The organism is Paenibacillus sp. HWE-109, assembly GCF_022163125.1.
Classification (GTDB): domain Bacteria; phylum Bacillota; class Bacilli; order Paenibacillales; family NBRC-103111; genus Paenibacillus_E.
In genome coordinates this window covers 4,188,170-4,213,944 of sequence record NZ_CP091881.1, presented here as the reverse complement: position 1 = coordinate 4,213,944, position 25,775 = coordinate 4,188,170, and the positions used below count along the sequence as shown (strand labels likewise).

General features: G+C 45.3%; 23 protein-coding genes. 15 read left to right on the top strand and 8 right to left on the bottom strand.

The genetic code is table 11. The annotated features are described in order from the left end of the window. Nucleotides 1-72: 72 nt before the first annotated feature. Nucleotides 73-1,455, top strand: a complete 1,383-nt coding sequence (locus tag LOZ80_RS18220) for an MFS transporter (RefSeq protein WP_238172647.1) — start codon at nucleotides 73-75, stop codon at nucleotides 1,453-1,455. Nucleotides 1,456-1,512: 57 nt separating this feature from the next. On the opposite strand, the gene LOZ80_RS18215 is transcribed toward LOZ80_RS18220, so the two are convergent. Continuing rightward, on the bottom strand, nucleotides 1,513-3,621 hold the full coding sequence (locus tag LOZ80_RS18215; RefSeq protein ID WP_238172646.1) for a sulfatase-like hydrolase/transferase: 2,109 nt from the start codon (nucleotides 3,619-3,621) through the stop codon (nucleotides 1,513-1,515). 235 nt (nucleotides 3,622-3,856) lie between these two features. Here LOZ80_RS18215 and LOZ80_RS18210 point away from each other — a divergent pair, with 235 nt between their 5' ends. Continuing rightward, nucleotides 3,857-4,723, top strand: coding sequence for a YitT family protein (locus LOZ80_RS18210; protein WP_238173029.1), 867 nt, complete (start codon nucleotides 3,857-3,859; stop codon nucleotides 4,721-4,723). Here the strand turns inward: LOZ80_RS18210 and LOZ80_RS18205 are convergent. Beyond that, on the bottom strand, nucleotides 4,720-5,391 hold the full coding sequence (locus tag LOZ80_RS18205) for a response regulator transcription factor (protein WP_238172645.1): 672 nt from the start codon (nucleotides 5,389-5,391) through the stop codon (nucleotides 4,720-4,722). The genes LOZ80_RS18210 and LOZ80_RS18205 overlap by 4 nt on opposite strands. Before the next feature lie 13 nt (nucleotides 5,392-5,404). Next, entirely contained in the window at nucleotides 5,405-6,763 is a 1,359-nt protein-coding gene (locus LOZ80_RS18200; RefSeq protein ID WP_238172644.1) for a sensor histidine kinase, read from the bottom strand. 129 nt (nucleotides 6,764-6,892) lie between these two features. On the opposite strand from LOZ80_RS18200, the gene LOZ80_RS18195 reads away from it, so the two are divergent. Both LOZ80_RS18195 and LOZ80_RS18190 read left to right on the top strand, forming a co-directional pair. Further along, the gene (locus LOZ80_RS18195; RefSeq protein WP_238172643.1) at nucleotides 6,893-7,813 is read left to right on the top strand and encodes a CPBP family intramembrane glutamic endopeptidase; all 921 of its coding nucleotides are present in this window, start codon (nucleotides 6,893-6,895) and stop codon (nucleotides 7,811-7,813) included. Between the two features lie 12 nt (nucleotides 7,814-7,825). Then, nucleotides 7,826-8,815 carry an aldose 1-epimerase gene (locus LOZ80_RS18190; RefSeq protein ID WP_337951023.1) on the top strand — a complete coding sequence of 330 codons (990 nt, stop codon included), beginning with the start codon at nucleotides 7,826-7,828 and terminating at the stop codon, nucleotides 8,813-8,815. Here the strand turns inward: LOZ80_RS18190 and LOZ80_RS18185 are convergent. Next, nucleotides 8,800-9,156 carry a YmaF family protein gene (locus LOZ80_RS18185; protein ID WP_238172641.1) on the bottom strand — a complete coding sequence of 119 codons (357 nt, stop codon included), beginning with the start codon at nucleotides 9,154-9,156 and terminating at the stop codon, nucleotides 8,800-8,802. The two genes, LOZ80_RS18190 and LOZ80_RS18185, sit on opposite strands and share 16 nt — an antisense overlap. 85 nt (nucleotides 9,157-9,241) lie before the next feature. Further along, complete coding sequence (locus LOZ80_RS18180) at nucleotides 9,242-11,344, bottom strand: LTA synthase family protein (protein ID WP_238172640.1); 2,103 nt, start codon at nucleotides 11,342-11,344, stop codon at nucleotides 9,242-9,244. Between the two features lie 197 nt (nucleotides 11,345-11,541). Between LOZ80_RS18180 and LOZ80_RS18175 the strand changes: the two genes are divergently transcribed. Beyond that, the gene (locus LOZ80_RS18175) at nucleotides 11,542-12,219 is read left to right on the top strand and encodes a queuosine precursor transporter (protein WP_238172639.1); all 678 of its coding nucleotides are present in this window, start codon (nucleotides 11,542-11,544) and stop codon (nucleotides 12,217-12,219) included. Nucleotides 12,220-12,268: 49 nt separating this feature from the next. On the opposite strand, the gene LOZ80_RS18170 is transcribed toward LOZ80_RS18175, so the two are convergent. Then, the gene (locus LOZ80_RS18170) at nucleotides 12,269-12,901 is read right to left on the bottom strand and encodes a DsbA family oxidoreductase (protein ID WP_238172638.1); all 633 of its coding nucleotides are present in this window, start codon (nucleotides 12,899-12,901) and stop codon (nucleotides 12,269-12,271) included. A 57-nt stretch (nucleotides 12,902-12,958) separates the two neighbouring features. Continuing rightward, complete coding sequence (locus LOZ80_RS18165; protein WP_238172637.1) at nucleotides 12,959-13,780, bottom strand: AraC family transcriptional regulator; 822 nt, start codon at nucleotides 13,778-13,780, stop codon at nucleotides 12,959-12,961. A 119-nt stretch (nucleotides 13,781-13,899) separates the two neighbouring features. Here LOZ80_RS18165 and LOZ80_RS18160 point away from each other — a divergent pair, with 119 nt between their 5' ends. The 9 genes from LOZ80_RS18160 (at nucleotide 13,900) to LOZ80_RS18120 (ending at nucleotide 24,022) form a co-directional block, all read left to right on the top strand. Continuing rightward, nucleotides 13,900-15,927 (top strand): beta-galactosidase, encoded by a 2,028-nt coding sequence (locus tag LOZ80_RS18160; RefSeq protein ID WP_238172636.1) that lies wholly within the window; start codon nucleotides 13,900-13,902, stop codon nucleotides 15,925-15,927. Nucleotides 15,928-16,884: 957 nt separating this feature from the next. Continuing rightward, on the top strand, nucleotides 16,885-17,523 hold the full coding sequence (locus LOZ80_RS18155; protein WP_238172635.1) for a transposase: 639 nt from the start codon (nucleotides 16,885-16,887) through the stop codon (nucleotides 17,521-17,523). 92 nt (nucleotides 17,524-17,615) lie between these two features. Continuing rightward, a complete protein-coding gene (gene yidD / locus LOZ80_RS18150) occupies nucleotides 17,616-17,864 on the top strand; it encodes a membrane protein insertion efficiency factor YidD (RefSeq protein ID WP_238172634.1) in 249 nt (82 codons plus the stop codon). Between the two features lie 355 nt (nucleotides 17,865-18,219). Continuing rightward, nucleotides 18,220-20,226, top strand: coding sequence for a methionine--tRNA ligase (gene metG, locus LOZ80_RS18145; RefSeq protein WP_238173028.1), 2,007 nt, complete (start codon nucleotides 18,220-18,222; stop codon nucleotides 20,224-20,226). Nucleotides 20,227-20,340: 114 nt separating this feature from the next. Further along, nucleotides 20,341-20,634: a hypothetical protein gene (locus LOZ80_RS18140; protein WP_238172633.1), complete on the top strand. Its 294-nt coding sequence runs from the start codon at nucleotides 20,341-20,343 to the stop codon at nucleotides 20,632-20,634. Nucleotides 20,635-20,768: 134 nt separating this feature from the next. Beyond that, nucleotides 20,769-21,695 carry a metal ABC transporter substrate-binding protein gene (locus LOZ80_RS18135; RefSeq protein WP_443147039.1) on the top strand — a complete coding sequence of 309 codons (927 nt, stop codon included), beginning with the start codon at nucleotides 20,769-20,771 and terminating at the stop codon, nucleotides 21,693-21,695. Between the two features lie 19 nt (nucleotides 21,696-21,714). Further along, nucleotides 21,715-22,494: a metal ABC transporter ATP-binding protein gene (locus tag LOZ80_RS18130; RefSeq protein ID WP_189016699.1), complete on the top strand. Its 780-nt coding sequence runs from the start codon at nucleotides 21,715-21,717 to the stop codon at nucleotides 22,492-22,494. A 12-nt stretch (nucleotides 22,495-22,506) separates the two neighbouring features. Continuing rightward, nucleotides 22,507-23,307: a metal ABC transporter permease gene (locus tag LOZ80_RS18125; RefSeq protein ID WP_238172631.1), complete on the top strand. Its 801-nt coding sequence runs from the start codon at nucleotides 22,507-22,509 to the stop codon at nucleotides 23,305-23,307. Nucleotide 23,308: 1 nt separating this feature from the next. Next, entirely contained in the window at nucleotides 23,309-24,022 is a 714-nt protein-coding gene (locus LOZ80_RS18120) for a cytochrome c biogenesis CcdA family protein (RefSeq protein WP_189016705.1), read from the top strand. A 15-nt stretch (nucleotides 24,023-24,037) separates the two neighbouring features. Here LOZ80_RS18120 and splB read toward each other — a convergent pair whose 3' ends face one another. Beyond that, the gene (splB, locus tag LOZ80_RS18115; RefSeq protein WP_238172630.1) at nucleotides 24,038-25,099 is read right to left on the bottom strand and encodes a spore photoproduct lyase; all 1,062 of its coding nucleotides are present in this window, start codon (nucleotides 25,097-25,099) and stop codon (nucleotides 24,038-24,040) included. A gap of 163 nt (nucleotides 25,100-25,262) precedes the next feature. On the opposite strand from splB, the gene mntR reads away from it, so the two are divergent. Further along, a complete protein-coding gene (gene mntR / locus LOZ80_RS18110) occupies nucleotides 25,263-25,688 on the top strand; it encodes a transcriptional regulator MntR (RefSeq protein ID WP_238172629.1) in 426 nt (141 codons plus the stop codon). Nucleotides 25,689-25,775: the final 87 nt, after the last annotated feature.

Below are 25,775 nucleotides of genomic sequence, written 5' to 3'. Positions count from 1 at the left end.
GTGGGATGAGAAGGAATGTGATAAAGTTTTATTGTTCGATAGTTGTCGAACAATAAAACGGAGGTGATTTTTATGACAGCTGATAATGCTTCGCCTATAGCTGCAACACAAGAGCAGGAAGTCATTCGGGAGCGACTTATTCTTGGACTTTGGAGTTTGGCCGTAATGCTTATTACGATGAATACAACGATGTTCAATGTTGCCTTGCCGCAAATTATGAAGCAGTTCGCCTTAACTTCAACAACGGCTTCATGGATCGTAACAGGATATTCCATCGTTTTCGCGATATCTTCGATTACTTTTAGCCGGCTGTCTGATTACTTGCCGATTCGCCGATTATTGACGATAGGGATTATTTTTCTGGGCGCTGGCTCCTTATTAGGCATGTTCAGTCATCATTTTATTATGTTATTTGCTTCAAGAGTGCTGCAAGCCGTCGGTGCGGGTTCCGGTATATCTCTGGGTGTCATGCTCGTTACACGCTATATACCTATGAGTAGACGAGGCCGTTCCATGTCTATGATTATCTCGACAGCAACGTTTGGGATGGGTTTAGGCCCAGTTCTGGGCGGTGTCATAACCGAATTTTGGGGATGGAATGGATTATTCCTGATAACAGGGCTTATTGTATTCGTTTTGCCCTTCTTATTCCGCTTACTGCCTACGGAACAGGCTCAAAACGTGCGATTTGATTTCGCTGGAGCGTTCTCCATTGGCGTAGGTGTAACGGGATTGCTGTTGTTTATGACGACGAATTCCTTGTACGCTCTTGCCGCCGGTGTCATCTTCCTCTACGCATTCTGGATGCGCATCAAACGTGCAAGCGGACCCTTCGTTCAGCCAGCTCTACTTAAAAATATGCCATACATGCTGCTTAGTTTTATTGTTTTCGCGGCATTTGCGGCGCACTTCGCAACGCTGTTCCTCATGCCCTTAATGCTTAGCCGATTATTTGGCTTGAGCTCTGTTTATACGGGACTGATCATTTTCCCGGGAGCTATGCTGTCCGCCTTATTATCCAATGTTGTTGGCCGCATGATCGACCGATATGGCAACCATCTTATTTTACGTATAGGAAGTATCTTGATGTTGCTGGGTGCTGTACTGTTTGGTTTTTTCAGCTCGATTTCACCGATTGCCATCTTAATCGTGTATATTCCACTCAGCTTAGGCGTTACGATGCTGACAACAAGTGTATCTAATGAGATGTCGCGGATTCTCCCGAAAGAGCAGATAGGTGCTGGTATGGGGCTCTCTCAGCTCATTCAGTTCGTTGGAGGTGCATTTGGTGTTGCCCTCAGCGGTAAAAGTATAGCTTGGCAAAAGGCGATTCCACTAAGTTCAGCTTTCACTCATATTTATTGGGGGGTTGCGGCAATGGTTTTTCTCGCTGGGATCAGCTACTTGCTGTATCGCGCCAAACAGTTGTCTTCTCTAACTTTAGCCGCGAAATAACAGTAGAAAACCCCTTCTCGTGAAGAGAGAAGGGGTTTTGGTGTCCGTGCCTAGCGCTTAGCGACCGCCAATTTCGATAGCCAAAGTGTTGGATTTACCGACGGTGGTTTCTTTGGAGTCCTTGACATGGACTTGAATGTCCCAGATACCGGATTTTAATAAGTTGCCTTCGACTTTTGCTGTAACGCGATGTTCATTTTCCCAGGTGGTTGGAACGTTTTTGCCATTCAAGGTCACGATGCCAAGCGGCGGCAAATTACTCCCGCTCACGGTTAAAGTAACACTGGATTTACCGGATAAATCTAAGCTATCCGCTTCTACTTTATCGAGTGTAATCGGGCCAAATCCGAGCATATACTTGGAATTAATAATGGGTACTTTATAGTCTTTGTACGCATGTCGTTCACCGAACATAATGTCATATTGCAAAGTATCATAATCCTTGAGATCCTGCTCATTGATATGCATCGCCTCATAATGATCTTTGGGGGGAATGACAGGGATTTTTTTGGAAAGCTGGCTTAAGAAATCGGTATAATAGCTGCCTTGCTGTTTGGACAATTCAATCAAATAAGGACCTAAGAAGGAAGGACTGATATTCAATGTATCCTTGCGTTCGTCAAAATTGTTCCAAATGACAAGCGGAACACTGTACATTTTTTTGAGGAAGTCAGGATCGTCTTTGCCGCTAATATATTTCGTATCCATGTAAGTGGCATAATCATCGCCTAAGGCTGGAAGATGATCTCCCCAGAAAGCGATAATCGTAGGCTCATTCTTCTTCTCGTAGTACTCGACTAGTTCTTTCAACATGTTGTCTGAAGCATTAATGCCTTGCGCCAGCGTCTCCAGCATACCTCTCGAAGAAGCTGACATATCACCGGAAACGTCAAAATTGTTCTTGGGAAATTTGCCCGGGTAGAAATGAAAGTGATTTTCCATCGTGTTGGCAAAGATGAAATCCGGACCTTCGCTAAGTTCCGTCGCATGAATAATGTTGGCAGCGACTTCGTGATCCGCGATATAAGGACCTGAATAGTTGGGTTTAAAATATTCAATTGGAATATACTTCGAGAAGCCAAAATCCTTGTAAATCCGATTGCTGTTAAAGTACCAATTATAGAATGGGCTGATCGCTGTTGATGTGTATCCTTGCCTTGCGTAAATACTGGCTAAGGAATCGACTTCATTCGTAATGAACTGATTGTACGCAATAGATCCTTGCGGCAAAAATCGCATGGAATTCCCGGTTAAAACCTCAAACTCCACATTCGCAGTGCCGCCGCCATATTGGGGGGAGAGCATAGTGCCGCTCGTTCCTTGCTGCTGCAGCTTATGGAAGAAGGGAATCGGATCCTTACTAAAAGTAGCCCCTTTAATTACGGTAGGATCCCAGAAGGCCTCGCTTAGCACGACAATCACGTTTGGTTTGATCGGCGTATCGGAATCTCCGGCTTTAATCGGCTTGGGGGTTTGACTGACGATAGCTTCTACGGCTTTGTCGTCATAACCCTCACGTTTATCATTCAACATCGATTTCGTATTAAGAACTGTAGCAAATGCATAGCCATTCGTTGCTGTATTCTCAACTTGGTTCCAGACGGACGCTTGGATGCCACGCCATTTCTGAATGGGAAGAGGTGCATCCGTGTAGACCGCGGCCAGCATGGCTAGAGCAATGACAGCCAAAATTCCTCGTTCTTTTAGCGCTACTTTTTTCATAAATAAGGTTGTGCGGTATAAGAGGTAATAGCTGATGGCTACAAAAAGTAGCAAAATAAATAAAATATTGAAACTAAAAATATTGGAAATATATTTCACCATATCCGATGCTTCACCGGCTAGAACAAGGTCCCATGGTGTCAAAGGGACGCCGAGAATCTTAAGTTTAATCCCGCTTATCAATGCTAAGATAAGCAGAAAAGCAGCAATAATCCAATAGGCAATGCGTGTGCGTCCAATTATCGCGATGAATAGGAGCAGCAAACTGAGTACGATCCATTCATTAAAAAGGAGCTCAAGCACGTGCTTATAACTCCAAGTGAGCGTTTCTATATAATGCCCGCGGCTCAGTATTTCCATAATGACTACTGGGATAAAAGCAAGCAAAACTAGCGGCCACCGTTGCTTAGTCAATAGCAATAAGCGATCAAGTTGATTTTTCATAGATTCTCCTGTTATTGAGGATTAAGAAATTGTAAATGACAACTGACATTATACCATGCGTGGCAGCAATATTCGATGGCAGAATATCTAACAATTTTTATAAGATTCGGAGATTGAAAATCATTGTAATAGGGAGGAAATTGCAAGGTTTGTCGAGAAATAGGGAGATAGAGAAATGAAACGGAGGGGATTCGCCTTGGCCACTGAACAAGTCCAATATCAGAAGAAAGCCGCGATGCCGACGCAGCATCGAAGAATGACCAAAAGCACCCTATTGCGCAGAAGTGTTTTCTTGTTTATAGGAGCCGCTTTAATGTCCGTGGGACTGGAGATTTTCCTGGTTCCCAACAAAATTATTGACGGAGGCATTACCGGGATATCGATTATATTGTCGTATCTGACCCATTGGCAAGTCGGGATATTTTTGACAATCTTGAACATCCCTTTCTTGTTTATCGGTTACAAAATGATTGGCAAAACGTTTGCTCTTTCGACATTTTTCGCGATTTTGGTCATGTCGATTGGAACGGCGCTGCTGCATCCGGTCAAAGAGCTGACGAATGATCCTTTGCTCGCGGCTGTATTCGGAGGGATTATACTGGGGATCGGCGTAGGAATGGTCATCAGGTTCGGGGGCTCGCTGGACGGGACTGAAATTATTGCTATTCTGGTTTCCAAGAAGCTGCCCTTTTCTGTAGGCGAAATTGTGATGTTTTTCAACTTATTCATTCTTGGCAGTGCTGGCTTTGTTTACAGTTGGGACCGTGCGATGTATTCATTAATTGCCTATTTCATTGCTTATAAAATGATTGACGTGACGATAGAAGGGTTTGATGAGTCCAAATCCGTTTGGATTATCAGCGATCGTTTCAGACAAATAGGGGAAGCTATCCTAGACAGGCTGGGACGCGGAGTGACTTATCTCGAAGGGGAAGGCGGGTTCACAGGAGAGGACAAGAAAGTGATCTTTTGTGTTATTACGCGGCTGGAAGAGGCTAAATTAAAGTCCATCGTGGATGAGCTCGATCCGAAGGCATTCCTGGCAGTCGGCAATATCCACGATGTCAAAGGCGGACGCTTCAAGAAGAAGGATATTCACTAATCTTTCTTATCGAATAACCCAAGTTCCCTAAGTTTCTGGGCTGCATCCTTGCTGCTTGGACTTCCCAGTTTTTTCAAAATATGACCGACATGAATTTTGACCGTTCGCAAGGAGATAAAGAAACGGCTTGCAATCTCCGTTTGTGTATGTCCTTGATCGATCATCTCCAACACTTGAAGCTCCGTTGGTGTAATCATGTCGCTCACTTCTTTGACCTTGAATTGTTGTTCCAACTTTTTGAGTCGGCGGAATTCTTCGCGCAATTGCTCGGCAACTGCTGCATTTATGGCGGATTGGCGAGCATGCACGGCGCGAATAATGCCCGGGAGCTCCTCATAACGGGATTTGATTTGATAATCGATTGCGCCAGCTTGGAAAGAGCGGAAGATGAAATCCTTTTCTTCCATGGAAGTAAGCATAATGACTTTAACTCCCCAAGACAGCACTGCCTGCTCCGCAAGTCCGATGCCTGCGGGTTCATCCTGCAGCATAATATCCATCAACAAGACGTCAACGCCAGGATCAGCGCTTGTAAATAATTCTCTGGCTTCCTCAGCGGTAGAGACAGTGCCTACAACGGTCAGATCGGCATGGCGATCGAGATAAGCTTTAAGACCGCGCAGCCAATCCCAATCATCTTCAACGATAAAAACGCGAATTGGTTCCAAAGCGGAGACCCCCTTATGTCTGTAATCGATTGCTAGGGAAGGTTAGAAAGACGCTGGTTCCTATCCCTAGTTCACTGCTTAGTTCCAGTGATCCTCCATGCTTCTTCATAACGCTGTAGCAATAGGCGAGACCGAGTCCGAAATTATTGCGACTGCCGCTCTTGGTCGTATAGAAGGGCTCCAACACTTGCTTGAGCACTGCTTTTTCCATACCTATACCGGAATCTTTGATCTCAATAACTAGATTTTTCTTGGCTTGAAAAGCGCGGATTGTTAGAGTCCCGCCTTGCGGCATAGCCTCAACCGCATTCATTAGGATATTGGTTAATGTTTCGGCAATTTGAACCTGATCCAAGAGAAGGATTAGGTTGTCGGAGACATTTTGCTGTACGTTGACCTTGGTGAGATAAGGCCCAAGAGGCAGCAGAACGTCATGGATCAGAACAGCCACATGCACAGGAGTTTCCCTAAGCGGAAGCTCCTGTGTTTGCTCATGCACGCGCGTTATCATATCGCGGATATGGATGGAGGCATTCATCACCACATCTATGTCCTGAATGAGCTCAGGTTGGTTCGTTTCTTCCGCATGCTGTTTCATCTTCTCGAGAAATAGCCGCATTTTACCGACGTCATTCTTAATGGCGTGATTTAAAATGGCGGTGCCCGAGGTGATGGCGCGGAGTGTGGAATCCAGCTTGCGGCGCTCAATGAGAAGCCTCATGCCGAGAAAGCCATATTTGAAAAAAATGTAGACGAAGAACGGGACCATGAAAGCCAAAATCCAAACGTGATAGACCCACATCCGATAAAAGCCAAAGCTGGGCATCACGTAGTTCAGCACGCCAACGCACATAATCGGTGGCAGCAGGGCCAAGCAGGTGTAAAAGTGCGTGCGTTTTGAGGCAGGCAGCCTTTCTTTTTTTAAGATGATCAGGATGGTTCCAACTAGGATATAAGGGAAGGCCCAAACAGCTACGATAGGGAAAGCAATGGGCATTTCTTCCGTATAGGCAGGTGTGAAAAGCAAGCAAGCCAAGACAGGGACAAGCAGCGCGAAGGGAAGCCAGGTCCGCATAGCTGCGCTTTGCCAGGGTGCATTATATTTCAAGGAAAGCATGGCAAATGAATACGGCAAGCCGTAGTATGAAATCAACGAACAGATCCCCATGAAATGGTACAGTAATGAACTGATTGACGGATTAGGCACCGTTTGTTGGATGTAGGGGATGAAGGACTCTGATAACACGGCAGCTAAAGCGCCGAATCCTCCCGTAAAAACAACGGCGCTCATCCAACGCATCGTACTGGATCTAGGATCAACAATGACCAGTCCGAGTGCGATAAGCCATAATGCGAATAATACGAAAAGCATGAGTCCTCCGACGGTTGCGAGATTATTTCTTCTATTGTGGCATGGCTCTACCATTTGCACAAGAGCATCCTTTCCAGTGAAGATGGAAGGATATAGGCGATTTCTCGCGAATAAGTGGTGAGAAGGGAGTTGGTTCTCATCGCAGGGAAGAAGTCTACAGCGGTATCTATCCTTAAAATGATTGGGAAAATACTTGTAACCCTTATTTTCATTGTTGTCATAACCGTGATATTATCAATTGCAGTAGCAGTTATTGTCATTCTTCGACACCCTGGTCAAGAGCTTGGCATGGCTGATGTGGCCAATGATGACTTCTTTGTGAAGGCGGCTTTATGGGCTCAAATAATAGGCTTTATTAGTGGCGTTCTCATCTCTTATGCGATCTTTGAGCGTCGTAAAGGATGGCCGCTTGGCTTACGAAGCACCAAGATTAGCCGTAGGTTTGGTGAGGGCCTGTTGACAGGGGCAGTATTAATTTCTGCGAGCACCTGTTTGATCTGGTTGCTAGGCTACATCCTGTTCCACCGCAATCCGTGGTCGTCTTCGCTAGGATTTGAATTGGCAGGAGGTTTCCTATTATTTATTGGCGTTGCGATCAATGAAGAGCTATTTGCTCGCGGCTACTTGCAGGGGATCGTGAAAGCGCGATTCGGGACGAGGGTTGCCGTTGCCGTTTCGACACTCGTCTTTGCTTTGATGCATAGCTTTAATCCTGGGATGTGGGACACGCCAATTCCGCTCATCAATTTGCTGTTAGCGGGCTTGCTGTTCGGTTTAAGCCGGGAATATTCCGGAGGGTTATGGATGCCGATAGGCATGCACCTATCCTGGAATTATTTGCAGGGTTGTGTGTTCGGCTTTCAGGTTTCGGGCACGCCAATGCCATCGTTATTCACATTGAAAATGACGTATTCGCCGACTGATTTTCTGATTTCAGGAGGATCTTTTGGGGCCGAAGGCAGTATCGTTACGACGGGTGTGCTGCTTGTGGGCATCACGGCAATCGTCCGATTTTATCGCAGACGATCAGGTTCTATCCATACGAACTAAGGAGGTTTCATAATGATGAATCCATATGAAATAATAACAAGTGAGTGGGAAGGGGAGTCGACGCTTCGCCTCGTCGACCATGCTGCTGGGGCCGAGGCCGAGATTATCCCGGCCATCGGACTGCATCTGTTCCGCTTCGATGTGCGGAACCAGTCCTACATCGCGAAGCCGGCCAGCGTGGCTGAGCTTCGCGTCAAGTCTTCGCGCTACGGCGTGCCCATTCTGTTCCCGCCGGGGCGCGTCAAGCAAGCGGCCTTCCCCTTCGAAGGCCGCGAATACCGGCTCCCCGCGAATCGGGAGCCCGATCATGCCCACGGCGAGCTGCGCGAGCGGCCGTGGAAGGTTGTAGCCAGCGGCGCGGATGCGGCTGGCGGGGCTTATGTTTCCGCGGAGTTTGACTTCGCGGAGCACCCGGATGTGCTGGCGTACTGGCCGCACGCCGCATGTTTTCGCTTCACGTACCGTCTGAAGGACGGCACGTTGTCGCTCAGCGGTGAAATCGCCAACCGCAGCGGCAGCACAATGCCGCTCTCGCTTGGATTTCACCCGTACTTCGCTTTCGCGGAGGGCGAAGCCAGCCGCGTGCGGGTCGTCATCCCCGCAGCGGCAGAATGGCCGCTGAGCGAGGACGGCTACGCGGCAGGGGAACCGACTCCGTCGACGCTGACAGCCGCGCTGAAGCAAGGCACGCTCGTTACAGAGCTGCCGAGTTATCCTGGCGGATCGCAGATGCTAAGTGTCGAGTCAGGGCCGCAAACTTGCGAGCTTCATTATGAAGCGAGAGCAACGAAGCTTGTATTCAATATGGGAGACAAGTTTCCCATTCATGTCCTTTTTACAGCACCTTGGACAGAGGCGGTTTCACTTGAACCCTATACGAGTATCATGAATGTTTTCAATGAGCCGTTTAAACCACAATTATCTGGCGCGCAAGGGTTATCAGCGGGTGAAACCTTCTCGTTTGAGTGGTCGATCCGAATTGAGTCTTACCATGGCTCATAACTCATGCCAATAGAAGAGTAGCCACTATAGCTATGTTGATGCAGTTCACGGATCAAACCGTCATTCTTCGCAGATAGAACCAGTGCGCCTGAGCGGGACGTGTTATACGCATTCAATTCAACAATGCCATCAAGCAAATGGAAGTGAGTTCCATCTTGAAGAGCGATCGCCGGGCCTGTGATCCCATAGAAATTATGATAGTGACCGTAGCGAATACCTGTGATGCCTTGATATTGATGAACATGACAATCATAAGCGGTCCCGTTCACGCTGAATGTATAAACCCTTATTAAGTGATGATGATCCAATTCATCTGAGGTTTTGGACTCAAAAAAGTGCACATGCGCAGGCGGCGTGCGATAGCGGATAGCAAAAACCCCCTTAGGAAACAGGATATATTTTCATCCTATTCCTAAGGGGGTTTTGTCATGACGCAGGAAGCGGGTAAAAGTTGGATTGCCCAATCTTCATTTTTTTATCATCATAGATGCGAACCTCAACTTGATGGGTTTTGTCAGCTTCTAGAAGAGGATTAGCCGTATCGGATAAGTCAACATAGAGCGTATCCTCACCGTCAAAATTTGATTTGAAGGATTGTCCGTCAATATAGACGTTGCATGAGGAATAGAAAGGTGTTCCAGTTACCTTAAGCGTATGTTCGCTGAGCAACACTTTCGTTATAACAGGATCGCCGTAACCTAGGATATAGGCAGGCTGGACAATGGTATCTTTGAATCCTTTGGCTTCATACCCATAGCGGCTGCCGAACAAGTTGTCATATTGCAGCAACTCATAATTTGCAAGATCGGATTCTTTAATTCCATAAGAAGCCCACATTTCACTTGGCGGGATGACCGGTATTTTTTGAGATAATCCGTAGAGATAGTCTGTATAATAACTTCCTTGGATGCCAGCCATATGAAGTAACTTGGGGCCGAGGAAGGCAGGACTCAACTTGAGATCCCGTTTCTCTTGATCGGCTGGCAGGAAATTGTTCCAGATAAGAAATGGCGTGTAATGCGTTTTTGTATATAAATCAGGATCGTTAGGAAGCACATATTTGGCATCTCTGTACACCTTATAGTCGTTTTCAAAGAATGGGAAATGATCTCCGAAAAAAAGAATAATCGTTGGTTCATCTTTTTTGGAATAGTAGTCTACAAGAGTTTGCAGCGCTTTGTCAGTACCCGAAATTCCCTGAGCATACGTTTCCAGAATACCTTTGGATTCCGAAGAAATATTTCCGGTAACAGCAATCGTGTTTTGAGCGAATTTCCCTGGCTTATACGGATGATGATTTTCCATGGTATTCGCAAAAACAAAATCAGGCCCTGAACTTTTCTCAGTTTCCTCGATAATTTTTTTCACAACAGCCCGATCGGCATAATTAGGCCCTTCAAAATCATTGGGGAAAAATTCGCTTGCGATAAAACGCGAGAAGCCGAAATGCTTATATACCTTTCTGCTATCAAAAAAATAACTGAAGAACGGATTGATTGACGTAGCCGTATATCCTTGCCTTGTTGCAATACTGGCTAACGAGTCCACACCGTGGTTCATGTATTGAATATATGGCAATATTTTATCGGGAGATTGACCGAAAAAGCGCATGGAATTACCGGACAATACCTCAAACTCTACATTGGCTGTACTGCCGCCGAACTGCGGTGACAGCATGTAGCCGCTAGTAAATGTTTTTTGCAGTTTGTGCAGATTTGGAATAGGATCACGGCTAAAAGTAATAGTACTCATTTGTGTCGGATCCATAAAAGATTCTCCCAACATGACAATGATATTTGGCTTTTTATCACTGGCAACTTTGTTTTCTGGAATCTGAGCTAGAATGGAATTAATAGCTTTTTTACTGTAGCCAGCTGGTTTGGATACATTCAGAAAACCTAACATTTTGACTGATGAATAGAGGTACCCATTCTCGTCATAGGTAATCGTTTGATCCCAAGGAACGGTATATATCCCATATAGATTCATGAAAGGAATAGGCTTGTCCATATAAAGACTAATTGCCAAAACAATTGCAATAACCCCGTACATACCCCGTTCAATCCAAGTAAATGCGATGCGTTTTTTTAGAATTGGCGTCAAATAGAACAACAGAGCAACGATCAATAAAAACGCCAGTATAGTTCCCATAATGTTAATCGATAAAAATCCTTTTAAAAACGCCCTGTACTCCACGATTTGATTATTGAAAAACAGGTCCCAAGGATAGTAAGGGGCACCGATCGCTTTTAATTTACTGCCGCTTATTGCAGCTAATGGAAGCAATACGATACAAAGCAGCCAGAATGATAGTCGGTAACGGCCAGTTGCAGCTATGAGAAATAAATACAAAGTTCCCACGACAAAATAAGCAAGAACCATCGATAGCGGGTGGCTCAATACCCATCTGTGAAGCTCAACATAAGATCCTCTTTCCAAATATTCGACTAGACCCATTAAGAGAAACGGCAAAACAACAATCAAAATGCGAGAAGGCAGATGCTTTAATGCTTGCAAAAAAGTAGACATTCGTGGGCTCCTGTTCTAGATATGCTGTTCCATTCGTTCATTATCATATATCTGCAGGAAAGATGAAAGATGCCAAAAAAGGTTTTTGGAAAAAAAGTTGCCACAACCTAACCGCTTCATGCTATAATCAACATCGCTTTGCAAAGCAAAGCCGCGGTTCGTGAACTTCCCGCGTTATCAAAACTAGGGGGAATAGCATGTTTAATTTTGTATGGGGCGTAGGATTCGTCCTTGTTAATTTCGTATTGTTTCTTATCTGTTACCGGATGTTCGGGAAACAGGGGTTGTATGCGTGGGTCGGGGTGGCAACCGTTCTGGCAAACATCCAAGTCGTCAAAACCATTGATATGTTTGGGTTGGTTATGACACTTGGCAACACCATGTATGGCACTATTTATTTAACGACTGATCTGCTGAATGAGAAATACGGTGAAAAGGAAGCCAAAAAGGCCGTCTGGTTTGGATTCTTCACCTTGATCATGACGATCATCATTATGCAAATGGCGATGAAGTTCACACCTCAGGAAAGTGATATTGGGCAATCTTCGTTAGAAACGATCTTTGGTCTTTTGCCGCGAATAGCACTGGGTAGCTTGACAGCGTATCTCATTAGCCAATTCCTGGACGTAAGAATTTACACGTATTTGAAAAAGGTTTTCTCCGCACGCAACCAGCTCTGGATTCGCAATAATGGATCAACAGGTATCAGTCAACTGGTTGATTCCTTCGTCTTTTGCACCATTGCTTTTGCAGGCGTCTATGATTGGAATGTTTGGCTGCAAATTTTCTTAACCACATACGGAATTAAATTTGTTATTTCAATCGCATCGACACCGGTGCTTTATATAGCCAGGAATTTTGAGTTTAAATCCTAAAAATAAAAACCGGCTTCTCTTAAATTCTAAGAGCAAGCCGGTTTTTGTTTTAGGATTTTTCCTCGCTAATCTGTTGTAAAACTTGTGAGAAAGTTGCGGCAGGCTGTGCGCCGGTAAGCGCATATTTGTGGTTGATGACGAAGAAGGGAACGCCTGTAACACCAGCTTGACTTGCAAATTCAATGTCATCCTCCACGGATTCCAGCCCATCCTTAGCTTGTAGCGACAAGGACAACTGCTCTCTGTTTTGACCTAACTGTTCGGCGAGATCAAGCAAGACTTCTACATCGCCAACATCTTTTCCATCTTCAAGGTAAGCTTGAAACATGCTATCAACAAGATCCTTTTTAATCTCTAGTGGAGAAATAGCGAGGAGTTGATGTGCTCTTAACGTATTTGGTGACTTCAGCACTTTATCAAAATCGAAATGCAAGCCTGCCGCTTTGCCTGCATCCGTAACCTGCTGGAACATCCCTTTCAAACGATCTTCATCCGCACGCATTTTTTTCATCATGCTTTCTCGGAATGGCAAGCCATCTGCAGGTGTTGAAGGATCTAACTGGTAAGCTCGATAATGAATTTCTACAGGCTCAGCTGTAAAAGTAGCCAATGCATCCATTAAATTCTTTTTGCCAATCCGACACCAAGGACAAACAATATCCTGGAAAATTTCTATAATCAATTGATTCAATCTCCTTTAAAGAAAAAATAGTAACTATATTATTATTATATACCATTATTAATTCATCTGTCTAAATCGTTCCGGTGTAAGCCCGATTTGTTTGCGAAAACTTGCCACAAAGTGACTAGTATCGCGAAACCCCACACATACAGCGATATCAGTTATCGTTTTCTCTCTTTGACTTATTAACATCTCTTTTGATTTGCGAAGTCGCAGCATAATTAAGTACGCATAGGGAGAGAGTCCAAATGCATGCTGAAACTGTGTATTTAAATGTCGAGGTGTCTTTGCAAGAACAGCAGCCATCTGTTCAAGGCCGATATCTGGATTCCCATAGTCAGCTTCCAGCCAATCCAGCAGCGGCTGCAAATGAAGCATTTGATTTCGAATTGAAATTCGATTATTCATTTGACCATGTCTTTTTAATTGTATGAAGAAATAATACAAGTCTGCTGAAGCGTCATAGTCAGAATACTCCATATCTGAATCCAATTTTCCTAATATTCGAGCCAGTTCTAACTGCAATGGACCTTCCTCGTCCCATCTGAAAACAGCCGATACCAATAAATCCATCGTGCTTAAAATAGTTTCAACGCAGTTTCCACCGAATGTGACATATTGCGTGCACCAGAATTCGGATAGCGCGCTGTAGGCATGAGGAGTACCAGGCAGTAGTAAAACTCCCGATCCTTTTGTTAAGCGGTATTTCTTTTCGCCTAGCGTAAATTCGCCTTCACCTGAATGAGTTTGCAGCCAATGGAAAAAGGGCAATCCCTGTGGTCGTATCATCTTCTCCTGTTCTTCATGATGACCAATACTTCCTATAAATAATGGAAACGGTTGCGCTGTTGATGGAGTTAATTCAAATCGCTTATGCATAGCTCTCATTCCTGTTCCATTTTATTATATAAGATTGCAAGAATATTATATTTTAAGATGGCTAAGAAACCAATACAATGTACTTATTCTTATATAACAAAAAGGCTGAGGTGCGATCCATGATCAATGAGAAGTTGCCGAAAATCTGGTATGGCGGGGATTATAACCCCGAGCAATGGGATGCAGAAGTCATGAACGAGGATTTGCGAATGTTCAAAATCGCCGGCATTGACGTCGCAACCGTCAATGTTTTCTCTTGGGCATTATCACAACCCAATGAAGACACCTACGACTTTACATGGTTGGATGACATTATTGATCGTTTGCATGCTAATGGGACTTATGTATGTTTAGCGACGAGCACGGGAGCCCATCCCGCGTGGATGGCACGGAAATATCCAGATATACTGCGGGTGGATTTCGAGGGTCGTAAGCGTAAATTCGGATCAAGACACAATTCGTGCCCGAATAGCCCGACTTATCGCAAATATTCAGAGCGAATCGCTGAGAGATTAGCAGAACGCTACAAGAATCATCCTGCCCTCCTAATCTGGCATATTTCAAACGAGTATGGAGGTTACTGTTATTGCGATCAATGCGCGGAAGGGTTCCGCAATTGGCTGCAAGCACGTTATACAACACTGGATCATCTTAATAAAGTGTGGAATACACGTTTTTGGGGACACACCTTTTATGATTGGGCGGAAATCGTTCCTCCCAACGCCCTTTCAGAAGAACGGATTGAAGATAGATCAACCTTCCAAGGAATCTCTTTGGATTATCGCAGATTCATGTCGGATAGCCTGCTAGATTGCTATAAGCTGGAATACAACGCTATCAAAAAACATACACCAGAGCTGCCAATTACGACGAATTTAATGGGGCTTTATAAAGAATTAGACTATTTCAAATGGGCCAAATATTTGGATGTTATCTCCTGGGACAACTATCCATCTTTCAACACGCCAGTCAGCTTAACAGCGATGACTCACGATCTGATGCGCGGTTTGAAAGGCGGCCAGCCCTTTATGCTCATGGAGCAAACGCCAAGTCAACAAAATTGGCAACCGTATAACTCACTTAAACGTCCGGGAGTTATGAAACTCTGGAGTTACCAAGCTGTTGCCCATGGCGCAGATACCATATTGTTTTTCCAGTTGCGCCGGTCCGTAGGGGCCTGCGAAAAATACCACGGCGCCGTGATCGAACACGTAGGACATGAACATACCAGAGTGTTCCGCGAGTGCGCAGAACTAGGCTCAGAACTGCAATCAATATCAGATAAACTACTGGACACTAGAATCAATGCGCGAGTAGGCATCGTCTACGACTGGGAAAACCGCTGGGCTGTAGAACTATCAAGCGGACCCACCGTTGCTCTCAAATATGTTGATGAAGTTCATAAATACTATGACGCCTTATTTCAGCAAAACATTCAAGCTGATCTCATTAGCACCGAAGATGAACTTTCAAACTATGACATCGTCATAGCACCTGTTATGTATATGGTCAAAAAAGGTTATGCTCAGCGGATTGAAGATTACGTTCAAGCAGGTGGGACCTTTCTTACAACATTCTTCAGCGGCATCGTCAACGAAAATGATATCGTCACCCTCGGCGGATACCCAGGAGAATTGCGCAATGTACTTGGCATTTGGGCAGAAGAAATTGACGCTCTCTTCGCGGACCAGCACAATCAAATCGTTCTAAATGAGCCTTTCGGCGCCTTAAAAGGTGAGTATCAATGCGGACTGCTATGCGACTTGATCCACGCTGAAGGAGCAGAAGTCAAAGCCGTCTATGCCCACGAGTTCTATCAAGGTATGCCTGTCCTCACCGTGAATAAATTTGGATCAGGACAAGCTTGGTACGTAGCTTCCAGCCCTGAACCCGCCTTCTTACAAGGCTTGCTTGCTAATCTCTGCAAGGATAAAGGCATCACATCGCCCATTCCACCTGTTCCCGGAGTAGAAGTCTCAACAAGAACAACGAAGGACAATCATTCCTTTCTGTTTATCCTAAATCATAATGACCACCCGACCAGCATCGAACTTGGTTCCTTTAAGGGCACCGATTTAATATCAGGCCAGCCAGTAGAAGTCACCGCCACACTGCCCCCCAAAGCAGTAATGATCCTGGAAAAGTAATCCGCCCCCTCTGCCAAATCGGCAGAGGCTTTTTCATTATTGCGCTACGCGGTTCAACCACACCCCCAACTCCCGAGACTCCGGACTGCACCTCCGAATTGCACCCGTCACCCCGCACCCGCACCCGTCACCCCGTTGTCACCCCGCACCCGTCACCCGTCACCCCGCACCCGCACCTGTCACCCCGCACCCCGCACCCCGCACCCCGCACCCCGCACCCCGCACCCCCGCACCCCGCACCCCGCACCCCGCACCCCGCACCCCGCACCCCGCACCCGCACCCCGCACCCCGCACCCCGCACCCGCACCCGCACCCCGCACCCGCACCCGCGCACCGTCACCCGCACTCACACACCCGTCACTCGTCACCCGTCACCCGTCACCCGTCACCCGTCACCCGTCACCCGTCACCCGTCACCCGTCACCCGTCACCCGTCACCCCGTCACCCGTCACCCGTCACCCGTACCCGTACCCGTACCCGTACCCGTACCCGTACCCGCACCCGTACCCGCACCCCGCACCCCGCACCCCGCACCCCGCACCCCCAAACTCCCCAAACTTCCGCGACTCCGGACTGCACCCTCGGCACTCATTATTATCTCGATTAATGCCAACTCCAGACTGAGTATATAATGGTTAGTTGTAGTATTTGATAGTGTGTTTCTTCGAATTCCGACTTCAAAACTGGGTTTTTCTTAGTATGCTGTTCCTATGCTTCAAACACCCTTTTCTGTGATATATACAAAATAGCAGGGGCAATTCGTCTAAGGCATAGATTCTATTAAATGCGTGTGGTGTAGTTAAGGTTGAGTTGAATCGTTGCTCTTTTGTATGTATCACAGAATAGTAGATTTGAAGTGGTATAGGGGGAGGAGGAAGGAAAAACACTTTACACAATTAACAAAATTTGTTATAATAAAACAAGAACAAACGTTCCGTATTGGAGGAGTGATACCATGGATACTATGAATTCGGGGTTAGAATTGTATTCCTTTGATACGGAAAAGCAGTGCGAGGATTACTTGTTGAAGTTTCGCTGGGCCCAGGGTTTCTGTTGTCCCCGTTGTGATCATCATCAAGCTTTCTATATTCGGACTCGTCGTTTGTTGGAATGTAAGGACTGCAGAATGCAAGTTTCTTTAACGGCAGGGACAATCATGCATAAATCAAAGCTTTCGTTGCTCCATTGGTTTCAAGCGATTCAATTGTTAATTCAGACGGATAAGATTTATACAGCAAGCTCACTTTCACAAATGCTTAAAATTAATTATAGAAGCGCACAATTACTATTGAAGAAAATTAACTTTGCCTTTGTTACGGAAGAAAATTGGTTGATAGCTATCGGTAAACCCAGAGTTCATGTCACCGATATGCAAGATAAACGTTCGAGTGATTTAGATCAAGCTGTGAGTTTAAGCTCTTTTTTGGAATCTAAGTTGTTGAGAATGAATGCTAAACTTACGTTTCGAAGGATGACAGCGTCGCTATGTACTGGCAGCGCTGGTCACCGGCCTTTTTTTGGCAAATGGGTTAAGTTATTTACTTCCATACATTTATATCGGAGTTTTTTTAAGTGTTACCAAATACCAGGCTAAGGATAGTTCTGAATTGACCGTATCGCCTTTTTCAGGCATGATGGAGAGATAGTATTTTCTGATTACTTTGAACTAAGGGAGAAACGGTCCTAATGAAAAAGACTCTACAAGTCCCTATTCATTTTTATCGAAAGTTTATTTCACCTTTGAAGCCACCGACTTGCCGTTTCTACCCAACGTGCTCTCAATATGCGTTGGAGGCTATTGAGGTTCACGGAGCGCTGAAGGGTTCGTGGCTATCTGTCAAAAGGATATGCAAATGTCACCCTTTTCATCCGGGCGGGGTGGATCATGTGCCGGCAAGAGCGGAAAAATTAACTCAGAATGATCAGTCTGCTTGACATGGTACGCTTCTTTTCGATATATTTGGCTAAAGATGTTATTATATGGTTTCGATGAACGGATAAGTACAGACGGATGCCTATAACAGAGAGCCGGGTTAGGTGAAAGCCGGTATAGGAGCAGGTTTGGAAGATGGTCCGGGAGAATAAGCCTTCGAGCTGCCTAGTGCTTGTGAAGACATAGGAGTAAGCTGGCTTCGTGTCCCAGCGTTAATGGGCAAGTCGTCATAGACTTACTGAGCCCCGAGCTTGTGAAAGGCGGGGGAACCTGGGTGGTACCGCGTGAGTTCAACTCTCGTCCCAAGATGGATGAGGGTTTTTTGTGTTTTTTACTATTTGTTAGGAGGAACGAATGATGTCGACACAATCCAAAACGTTTTATATCACGACGCCTATTTATTATCCAAGTGATAAGCTGCACATCGGGCATGCCTACTCCACGGTTGCTGGTGATGCTATGGCTCGTTACAAGCGTTTACGCGGTTTTGATGTTAGGTACTTAACGGGTACGGATGAGCATGGTCAAAAGATTGAACGCAAAGCACAAGAAAAAGGAACTACACCCCAGTTATTCGTAGATGGTATTGTTGCTGGGATCAAAGAGTTATGGGGAAAACTTGATATTTCTTATGATGATTTCATTCGGACTACAGAAGATCGCCATAAAGATGCTGTTGGCAAGATTTTTCAGCGTTTGCTTGATCAAGATGATATTTATCTAGGAGAATATGAAGGTTGGTATTGTATTCCGGATGAGTCTTTTTTTCCAGAGAGCAAGCTAGTTGATGGGAAATGTCCTGATTGCGGACGTCAGGTTGAGAAGATGAAGGAACAAACTTACTTTTTCCGGATGAGCAAATACGTGGATCGTTTGGTACAGTATTATGAAGAGAACCCCGAGTTCATACAGCCAGAGTCGCGTAAAAACGAGATGCTGAATAATTTCATAAAGCCAGGTCTGGAAGATTTGGCCGTTTCTCGTACGACTTTTGATTGGGGGGTTAAAGTTCCCGGAGATCCTAAGCATGTCATCTATGTGTGGATTGATGCTTTGTCGAACTATATTACAGCGCTTGGATATGGATCAGAGGATACAAGTAAGTTAGAGAAATATTGGCCGGCTGACGTGCATTTAATGAGTAAGGAAATTGTTCGTTTCCACACGATTTACTGGCCAATTATGTTGATGGCTCTTGACTTGCCTTTGCCCAAGAAGGTATTTGCACATGGCTGGCTTCTCATGAAAGATGGGAAAATGTCCAAGTCCAAAGGGAATGTGGTCGATCCCGTTACGTTGATCGACAGATATGGCTTGGATGCTTTGCGCTATTATCTAATGCGCGAAGTGCCATTCGGTGCTGACGGTACGTTCACGCCGGAAAGTTTTGTTGAGCGAGTCAATCATGACCTCGCGAATGATTTGGGGAATCTGCTGAATCGTACGATCGTGATGATCGATAAGTATTTTGATGGACAGATTCCAGCTTATGTTGCTGGGGCTACCGAGTTTGACGAAAGTCTCTTGGAGACTGTTCGTTCTACGGTAGCGAAGTACGAGGAAGCGATGGAGAAAATGGAATTCTCCATTGCGCTGTCTGCTGTGTGGCAGCTGATCAGCCGCACGAATAAATACATCGACGAGACGCAGCCTTGGTCGATGGTGAAGGATGAGGCCAAGCGCGAAACTCTTGGCTCGGTTATGTATGTGCTGGCTGAATCTCAGCGCATCTCATCTGTCTTGCTGCGTCCTTTCTTGACGAAGACGCCGCAATTGATCTGGCAGCAGCTTGGACTTGCTGATGAAGATCTGCCGCGCTTGACGGCGTGGGAAAGCGTGCAATCTTTCGGGCATCTCCCAACGGGCACCAAGGTGCAAAAGGGAGATCCGATGTTCCCGAGACTGGACGTTGAGGCGGAAGTCGCTTTCATCGTCGAGGCTATGGGCGGCGGAGCTGATGTGCCTGCTGAGCCCGCTGCGGCTACAGCTGGTGCTATCTCTGCAGCGCCTGCCGCACAAGTGCCAGCGCCGGAGTCCAAAGACGAAATCGGGATCGACGATTTCGCCAAGGTGGAGCTGCGCGTAGCCCAGGTAATATCCGCTGAGCCCGTGAAGGGCGCGGATAAACTTCTCAAGCTGCAGCTCGATCTAGGATACGAGCAGCGTCAAGTGGTATCGGGCATCGCGAAGTTTTACTCGCCCGAAGAGTTAGCCGGACGCAAGGTCATCTGCGTCACGAATTTGAAACCGGTCAAGCTGCGCGGCGAGTTGTCGCAAGGGATGATTCTCGCCGCTTCGCATGGCGATCAATTGACGCTTGCGACCGTACCTGACTCTATGCCCAATGGAGCAATCGTGAAATAGCTCAGCTTATTAGGAGCCTCTATCTCCCCAGATCAGGGAGATGGAGGTTCTTTCTATGGATGGAAGCCGGAAAGCCCGGGTATCCTAAAGGAAACTGATAACGGAGTGAGACAGATGAAAATTCGATTGGTTTTGAAAATCATTGGAGTTTCCAGCATGATTGTTCTGCTAACTGCGTGTACGTTATTCGGTGGGAATTCGGAAAAAAAGAAGGATACCAATAAGCAAAAAGATACGAAATCCAAAGCTCAGAGTACCAAGAAGCAGGAAAGTGTGATTGATCAAGAATTGAAAAAGCAATATCAAATGTATAATGAGATTATTGAATATAAAGTTAAGCAAGATCAAAAATTGATTAAGCAATCGGAAGAACATTTCAAAAAGCTGAAAGAAGAAAGTGATAAATAAAAGTAGGGCCATGCTGTGAACTTATGCGGCAGGCTCTTTTATTTTGCCTGTGAATGTATTGACTTAGGGAGGCAGGTACTCGTATAATCAATTCGTTAATAAAAATGATTACGATTTAGAGGGTGAGCGGAGTGGTGTTTTTGAAGCGAAAAAAGAGCGTTTTTAACATAGTTCTACTAGCCGTCTTCGTGTTGGCAATGGTAGGATGCGGAGGGGTTTCTAGTTCAAAAGCGAAGCTAGTAGAGGGTAAAGTGAATGTAGTTACAAGTTTCTATCCACTTTATGAGTTTACGCGCGCTATCGGTGGTGAGTATGTCAATGCGATTAATCTTGTGCCAGCGGGGGTAGAGCCACATGATTGGTCGCCAAAGAGCAGGGACATCAAAAATATGACACAAGCTCAAATGTTCGTTTATCAAGGAGCAGGATTCGAAGGCTGGGTCAAGGATTTCATTGGAAGTCTGCCTGCTGAATCGAATTTGAAAGTTGTGGAGGCAAGCAAAGGGGCCGATTTAATCAAAACTTCGGAAAATAAAGACGAATTTGATCCTCATGCATGGCTGAGCCCGTTAAATGCGATAAAAATGGCTAATAATATTAAAATAGCTTTAATCGGTGCAGATCCTGCACACAAAGAAGTTTTTGAGAAAAATTACGCCAGCTATGAGGCCAAATTATTAGATTTGGATGCTCGTTACAAGAAAGAACTTAGCCAAACGAAGAAAAAAGAGATTGCCGTTTCACACTATGCTTTTGCTTATCTATGCAGAGATTATGGCTTAACCCAAATGTCGATTATGGGATTATCTCCTGATGCTGAGCCGACTGCGCAAGATTTGAAAAAAATGAATGCATACATGAAAGAACATGATTTGAAATATATATTTTTTGAAGAGCTTGTATCTGACAAATTAGCCAAGACGCTGGCAAAGGATGCCAAGGTTGACACCATGGTTCTCAATCCGCTAGAAGGGTTAACGGATGCGCAGATGAAGGCAGGCGAGGATTATATTTCGATCATGGATAAAAATTTGAAAAATTTAGTCATTGCCTTACAATAACGAAGTCAGGGGTTCATAGATGGAAAATAACGATAAAGAATTTTGTCACCGCAGCATCGTCTCGATAGATGATCTTTCATTTTCATATGAAAATAAAAAAGTGATAGACAAACTACGCTTTGAGGTGCTTGAGCGGGATTTCGTCGGTGTTATTGGTTCTAACGGCGCGGGGAAAACGACGCTGCTCAAAATGCTTGTTGGTTTATTGAAACCAACAGCAGGTGAGATCAGGATGTTTGACCGACCCCTGAGTCAATTCAAGGATTGGGAACGCATAGGCTATGTGCCGCAGAAAAATGCTTTTAATCCCCTCTTTCCAGCAACGGTCAGGGAGATCGTGCAGTCGGGGATGTACAGCAACAAGCGAGTGTACCGCCGTCTTACGAAGGCAGACCTGCAGAAAGCCGAAGACGCCATGCTGGCCATGCGTATTGAAGACTTAGCAGACCGCCGCATTGGTCAGCTGTCCGGTGGACAACAACAGCGCGCTTTCCTCGCGCGCGCGATCGTGAACAACCCGGAGCTGCTCATTTTGGATGAGCCGACCGTTGGAATTGATGCCGAGACGCAAGTCGGATTCTTCCGAATGATCCGACATATGCATCAGCATCATCATATGACCTTCATCATGGTCTCTCACGATATGGACATGATGCAGTCATACCTAGGAACGGAGCCGCAGAAAGTAAGCGGCGGCATTAAGTTCTATGTTAAGCATACCCATGATCCCGAGGACTGCCGTGAGACGAATTTGACTCATTCCATCGGCCAGATTCGCGAGATGATCGGAGTTCAGTAAGGAGCGGGAAATTTGGATATTTTCACGGAGTACTTTTTTCAGCGGGCATTAATCGGTGGGATATTGATCGGGCTTATGGCGCCTCTCATGGGCGTTTTTCTTGTCCTACGGCGGCTTTCCATGATCGGGGATACCCTAGCGCATGTGTCTATCGCGGGGGTTGCACTGGGTTTTCTAATCAATGTCTATCCGTTAGGAGTAGGGCTTGTGTTTGCGCTTCTGGCATCTTTTGCGATAGAGAAGCTGCGCAAGGCATATAAAACGTATGCCGAGCTTTCCATCGCCATTATTATGTCAGGCGGCGTGGCGCTGGCTACGTTACTATTTACCCTTGGCAAGGGCTTTAATATGAATGTGATGAGTTATCTGTTTGGTAGTATATATACGTTAGATACAACTGATTTGTGGGTGGTTTTTGGCGTCTCCGTGCTTGTCATTGGCGTTATTGCCGCACATTTCAAAGAGTTTTTCTTAATGTTTTTCGATGAGGATGCAGCGAGTGTAAGTGGACTTCCACTTAAATATTATAATATGATGATAACGATGCTAACCGCATTAGTGATTTCTGTCGCAATCAAGATTGTGGGCGCTTTGCTTGTTTCATCATTGTTAACTATTCCTGTCGCATGCAGTTTATTAATTGCTCGCAGCTTTAAGCATTCTGTCTTTTTGGCCATTTTATTTTCTGAGATAGCTGTTGTCATCGGATTGGTGGTAGCAGGAGTCTGGGACTTGGCACCAGGGGGGACGGTTGTTCTGACACTAATTGCAATGTTGATCGGGATCATTCTAAAAAGAGGATTGAGGATTTAACATGGAATCAGTTAATTTATGGATCGCTTTATGGGCGGGGATAGCTTCATTCATTTCACCTTGCTGTTTGCCCTTGTATCCTTCTTATCTTTCCTACATAACCGGTATATCAGTCAGTGAGTTGAAATCGGGAGAAACAACGTCACGTGTCCGTCGCCAAACGATGCTTCATACGCTAAGCTTTATCGTTGGATTTTCAATCATTTTTTATACGCTGGGTTTGACGGCAGGCTTTCTGGGAAATTTCTTTTTTGACTATCGTGATTTGTTGAGACAAATTGCCGCACTGTTAATTTTTATTATGGGATTGTTTTTATTAGGGATTTTCCAACCGCAATGGTTAATGAAAGAACGGAAGCTGAAGATCAGTTTTCGTCCTGCAGGATACCTTGGTTCTGTTCTGGTGGGAATGGGATTTGCAGCAGGTTGGTCGCCGTGTGTTGGCCCCATCCTCTCGGCAATTCTGGCTCTGGCCACAACGGAACCTGGGACATGGTTCCAACTCACAACAGCTTACTCGCTAGGGTTCGCGATTCCGTTTTTTGTGCTTTCGTTTTTCATAGGATCGACCAAATGGATTCTAAAGTATTCCAATCTCATTATGAAAATAGGCGGGGGCCTGATGGTTGTGATTGCCGTTTTACTCTACACCGGTAAAATGACGCAAATCACGCTATGGTTGAACACCATAACCCCCGATTGGTTGAAATTTTAAGCTGTAATTCGCGTTTTAAGTAAAATATTCAATTTTGGCTTGGGGGAATTTATCGAAGATTTGTTCGGTGATAAATTCCCTTAGTGTGTTGGCTTGTTCATCTTTGTACACATATTTCCCTTTTCCATATTTACCCCATTTGTATTTTCGTTTTTCTTCGTCCATTTCCAGTTTGGTTTTGGGGTATCGTTTCTCGATAATATTTTTGGCGGTACGGGTGAAGCGATGCTGGATCATTTCAAAGGTTAAATCGCTGGCAGCATCCGCTGGCAGTTCCTTGTGAAGTCGCTCAAGCAGCATTGCATATCCTTCTTCCCAGCCTTCATGCCAAATAATCGGCGCAATGATAAATCCTAGGGGATAGCCTGCGTGGGCGACTTTGCCGGCAGCTTCAATGCGTTCATGAAATTTGGATGTGCCGGGTTCGAAATTTTTGATAACGTAATCGGCATTGACGCTAAAACGGAACCGGGTATGTTTGTTATGTTTGGCATCTAGCAGGGAATCGACATGATGGTATTTGGTCACAAAGCGAAGGCGACCATGCTCCTGTTGACCCATGAATTCAATAAGCTCTTTCAGCGAGCCTGAGATATGCTCCAGACCGACAGGGTCGGAAGTGCAGGCTGCTTCAAAACGCGTGATCTCTGGTTCCCGCTCTTCGATATATTGTTTGGAGGCTCCTAAGATATCGTCCATATTTACATAAACACGGATATAGGGCTTCGCGCCCATCGTTGTTTGGAGATAACAGTAATGACAATGTCCCATGCAGCCGGTTGCAATTGGAATGGCATATTCCGCTGACGGTTTGGAAGTTTCGAATTTAAGTGTTTTGCGCAATCCGACGACAAGTGTACGTTTGGCAATTTTATATTTTTCCAGTTCAGAGTCACCAGGCAAGTCGCGAATTTGATTATGAGAGGTCGTCATATGAATCTCCAAGCCTTGCTGCTTGGCCCATTCATAAATACGTTGACCTTTGGGATAATTCATGGCGTCGGGTTCAAAATAAACAAGCTCAGGGACAAAAACAGACGTAGTCGGCGCAGGTCTATTGAGTAATTCCGTTGTCATGGAAGACTCCTTTCATCGTAAAGCTAGCAAGTTTAGTTTGTCCCATAGTGTGCCTGGTTATGGACGCTGTGAATCATGGGATATTTGACCGCATCTGGGTAGATGCATTATGATAAGTAAGCAGTGGACAGGAAATAAAGGATAAGCAGGGGGAAATAAAGCAATGGCTACGCCAAGTATGGAAGACTATCTGGAGAGAATTTACAAGCTTATTGACGAGAAAGGCTACGCTCGTGTCTCCGACATTGCTGAAGGACTTGAGGTACACCCCTCTTCCGTAACCAAAATGATTCAAAAATTAGACAAGGATCATTACTTGATCTATGAGAAATATCGCGGACTTATGTTGACGCCCAAAGGCAAAAAGATGGGGAAACGTCTTGTTGATCGCCATCTGTTGCTTGAAAATTTCCTAACGGTTATTGGTGTCCAAGAGGACAATATATATAAGGATGTTGAAGGAATCGAACATCATTTGAGTTGGGATTCCATCACTTGTATTGAAACACTGCTCGAATATTTTCGCAGGGACCCGAACCGCTTGGAAGACCTCGTGAATGTTCGCAAAGAATTAGAGGTTGAAAATTAGACAGAGACCGTCTTTACGGTGCTCTGTCTTTTTTTTGTGGGTATAGAAACAAACTGCCCCCGCATACATAACAAAGTAAGCCCTATG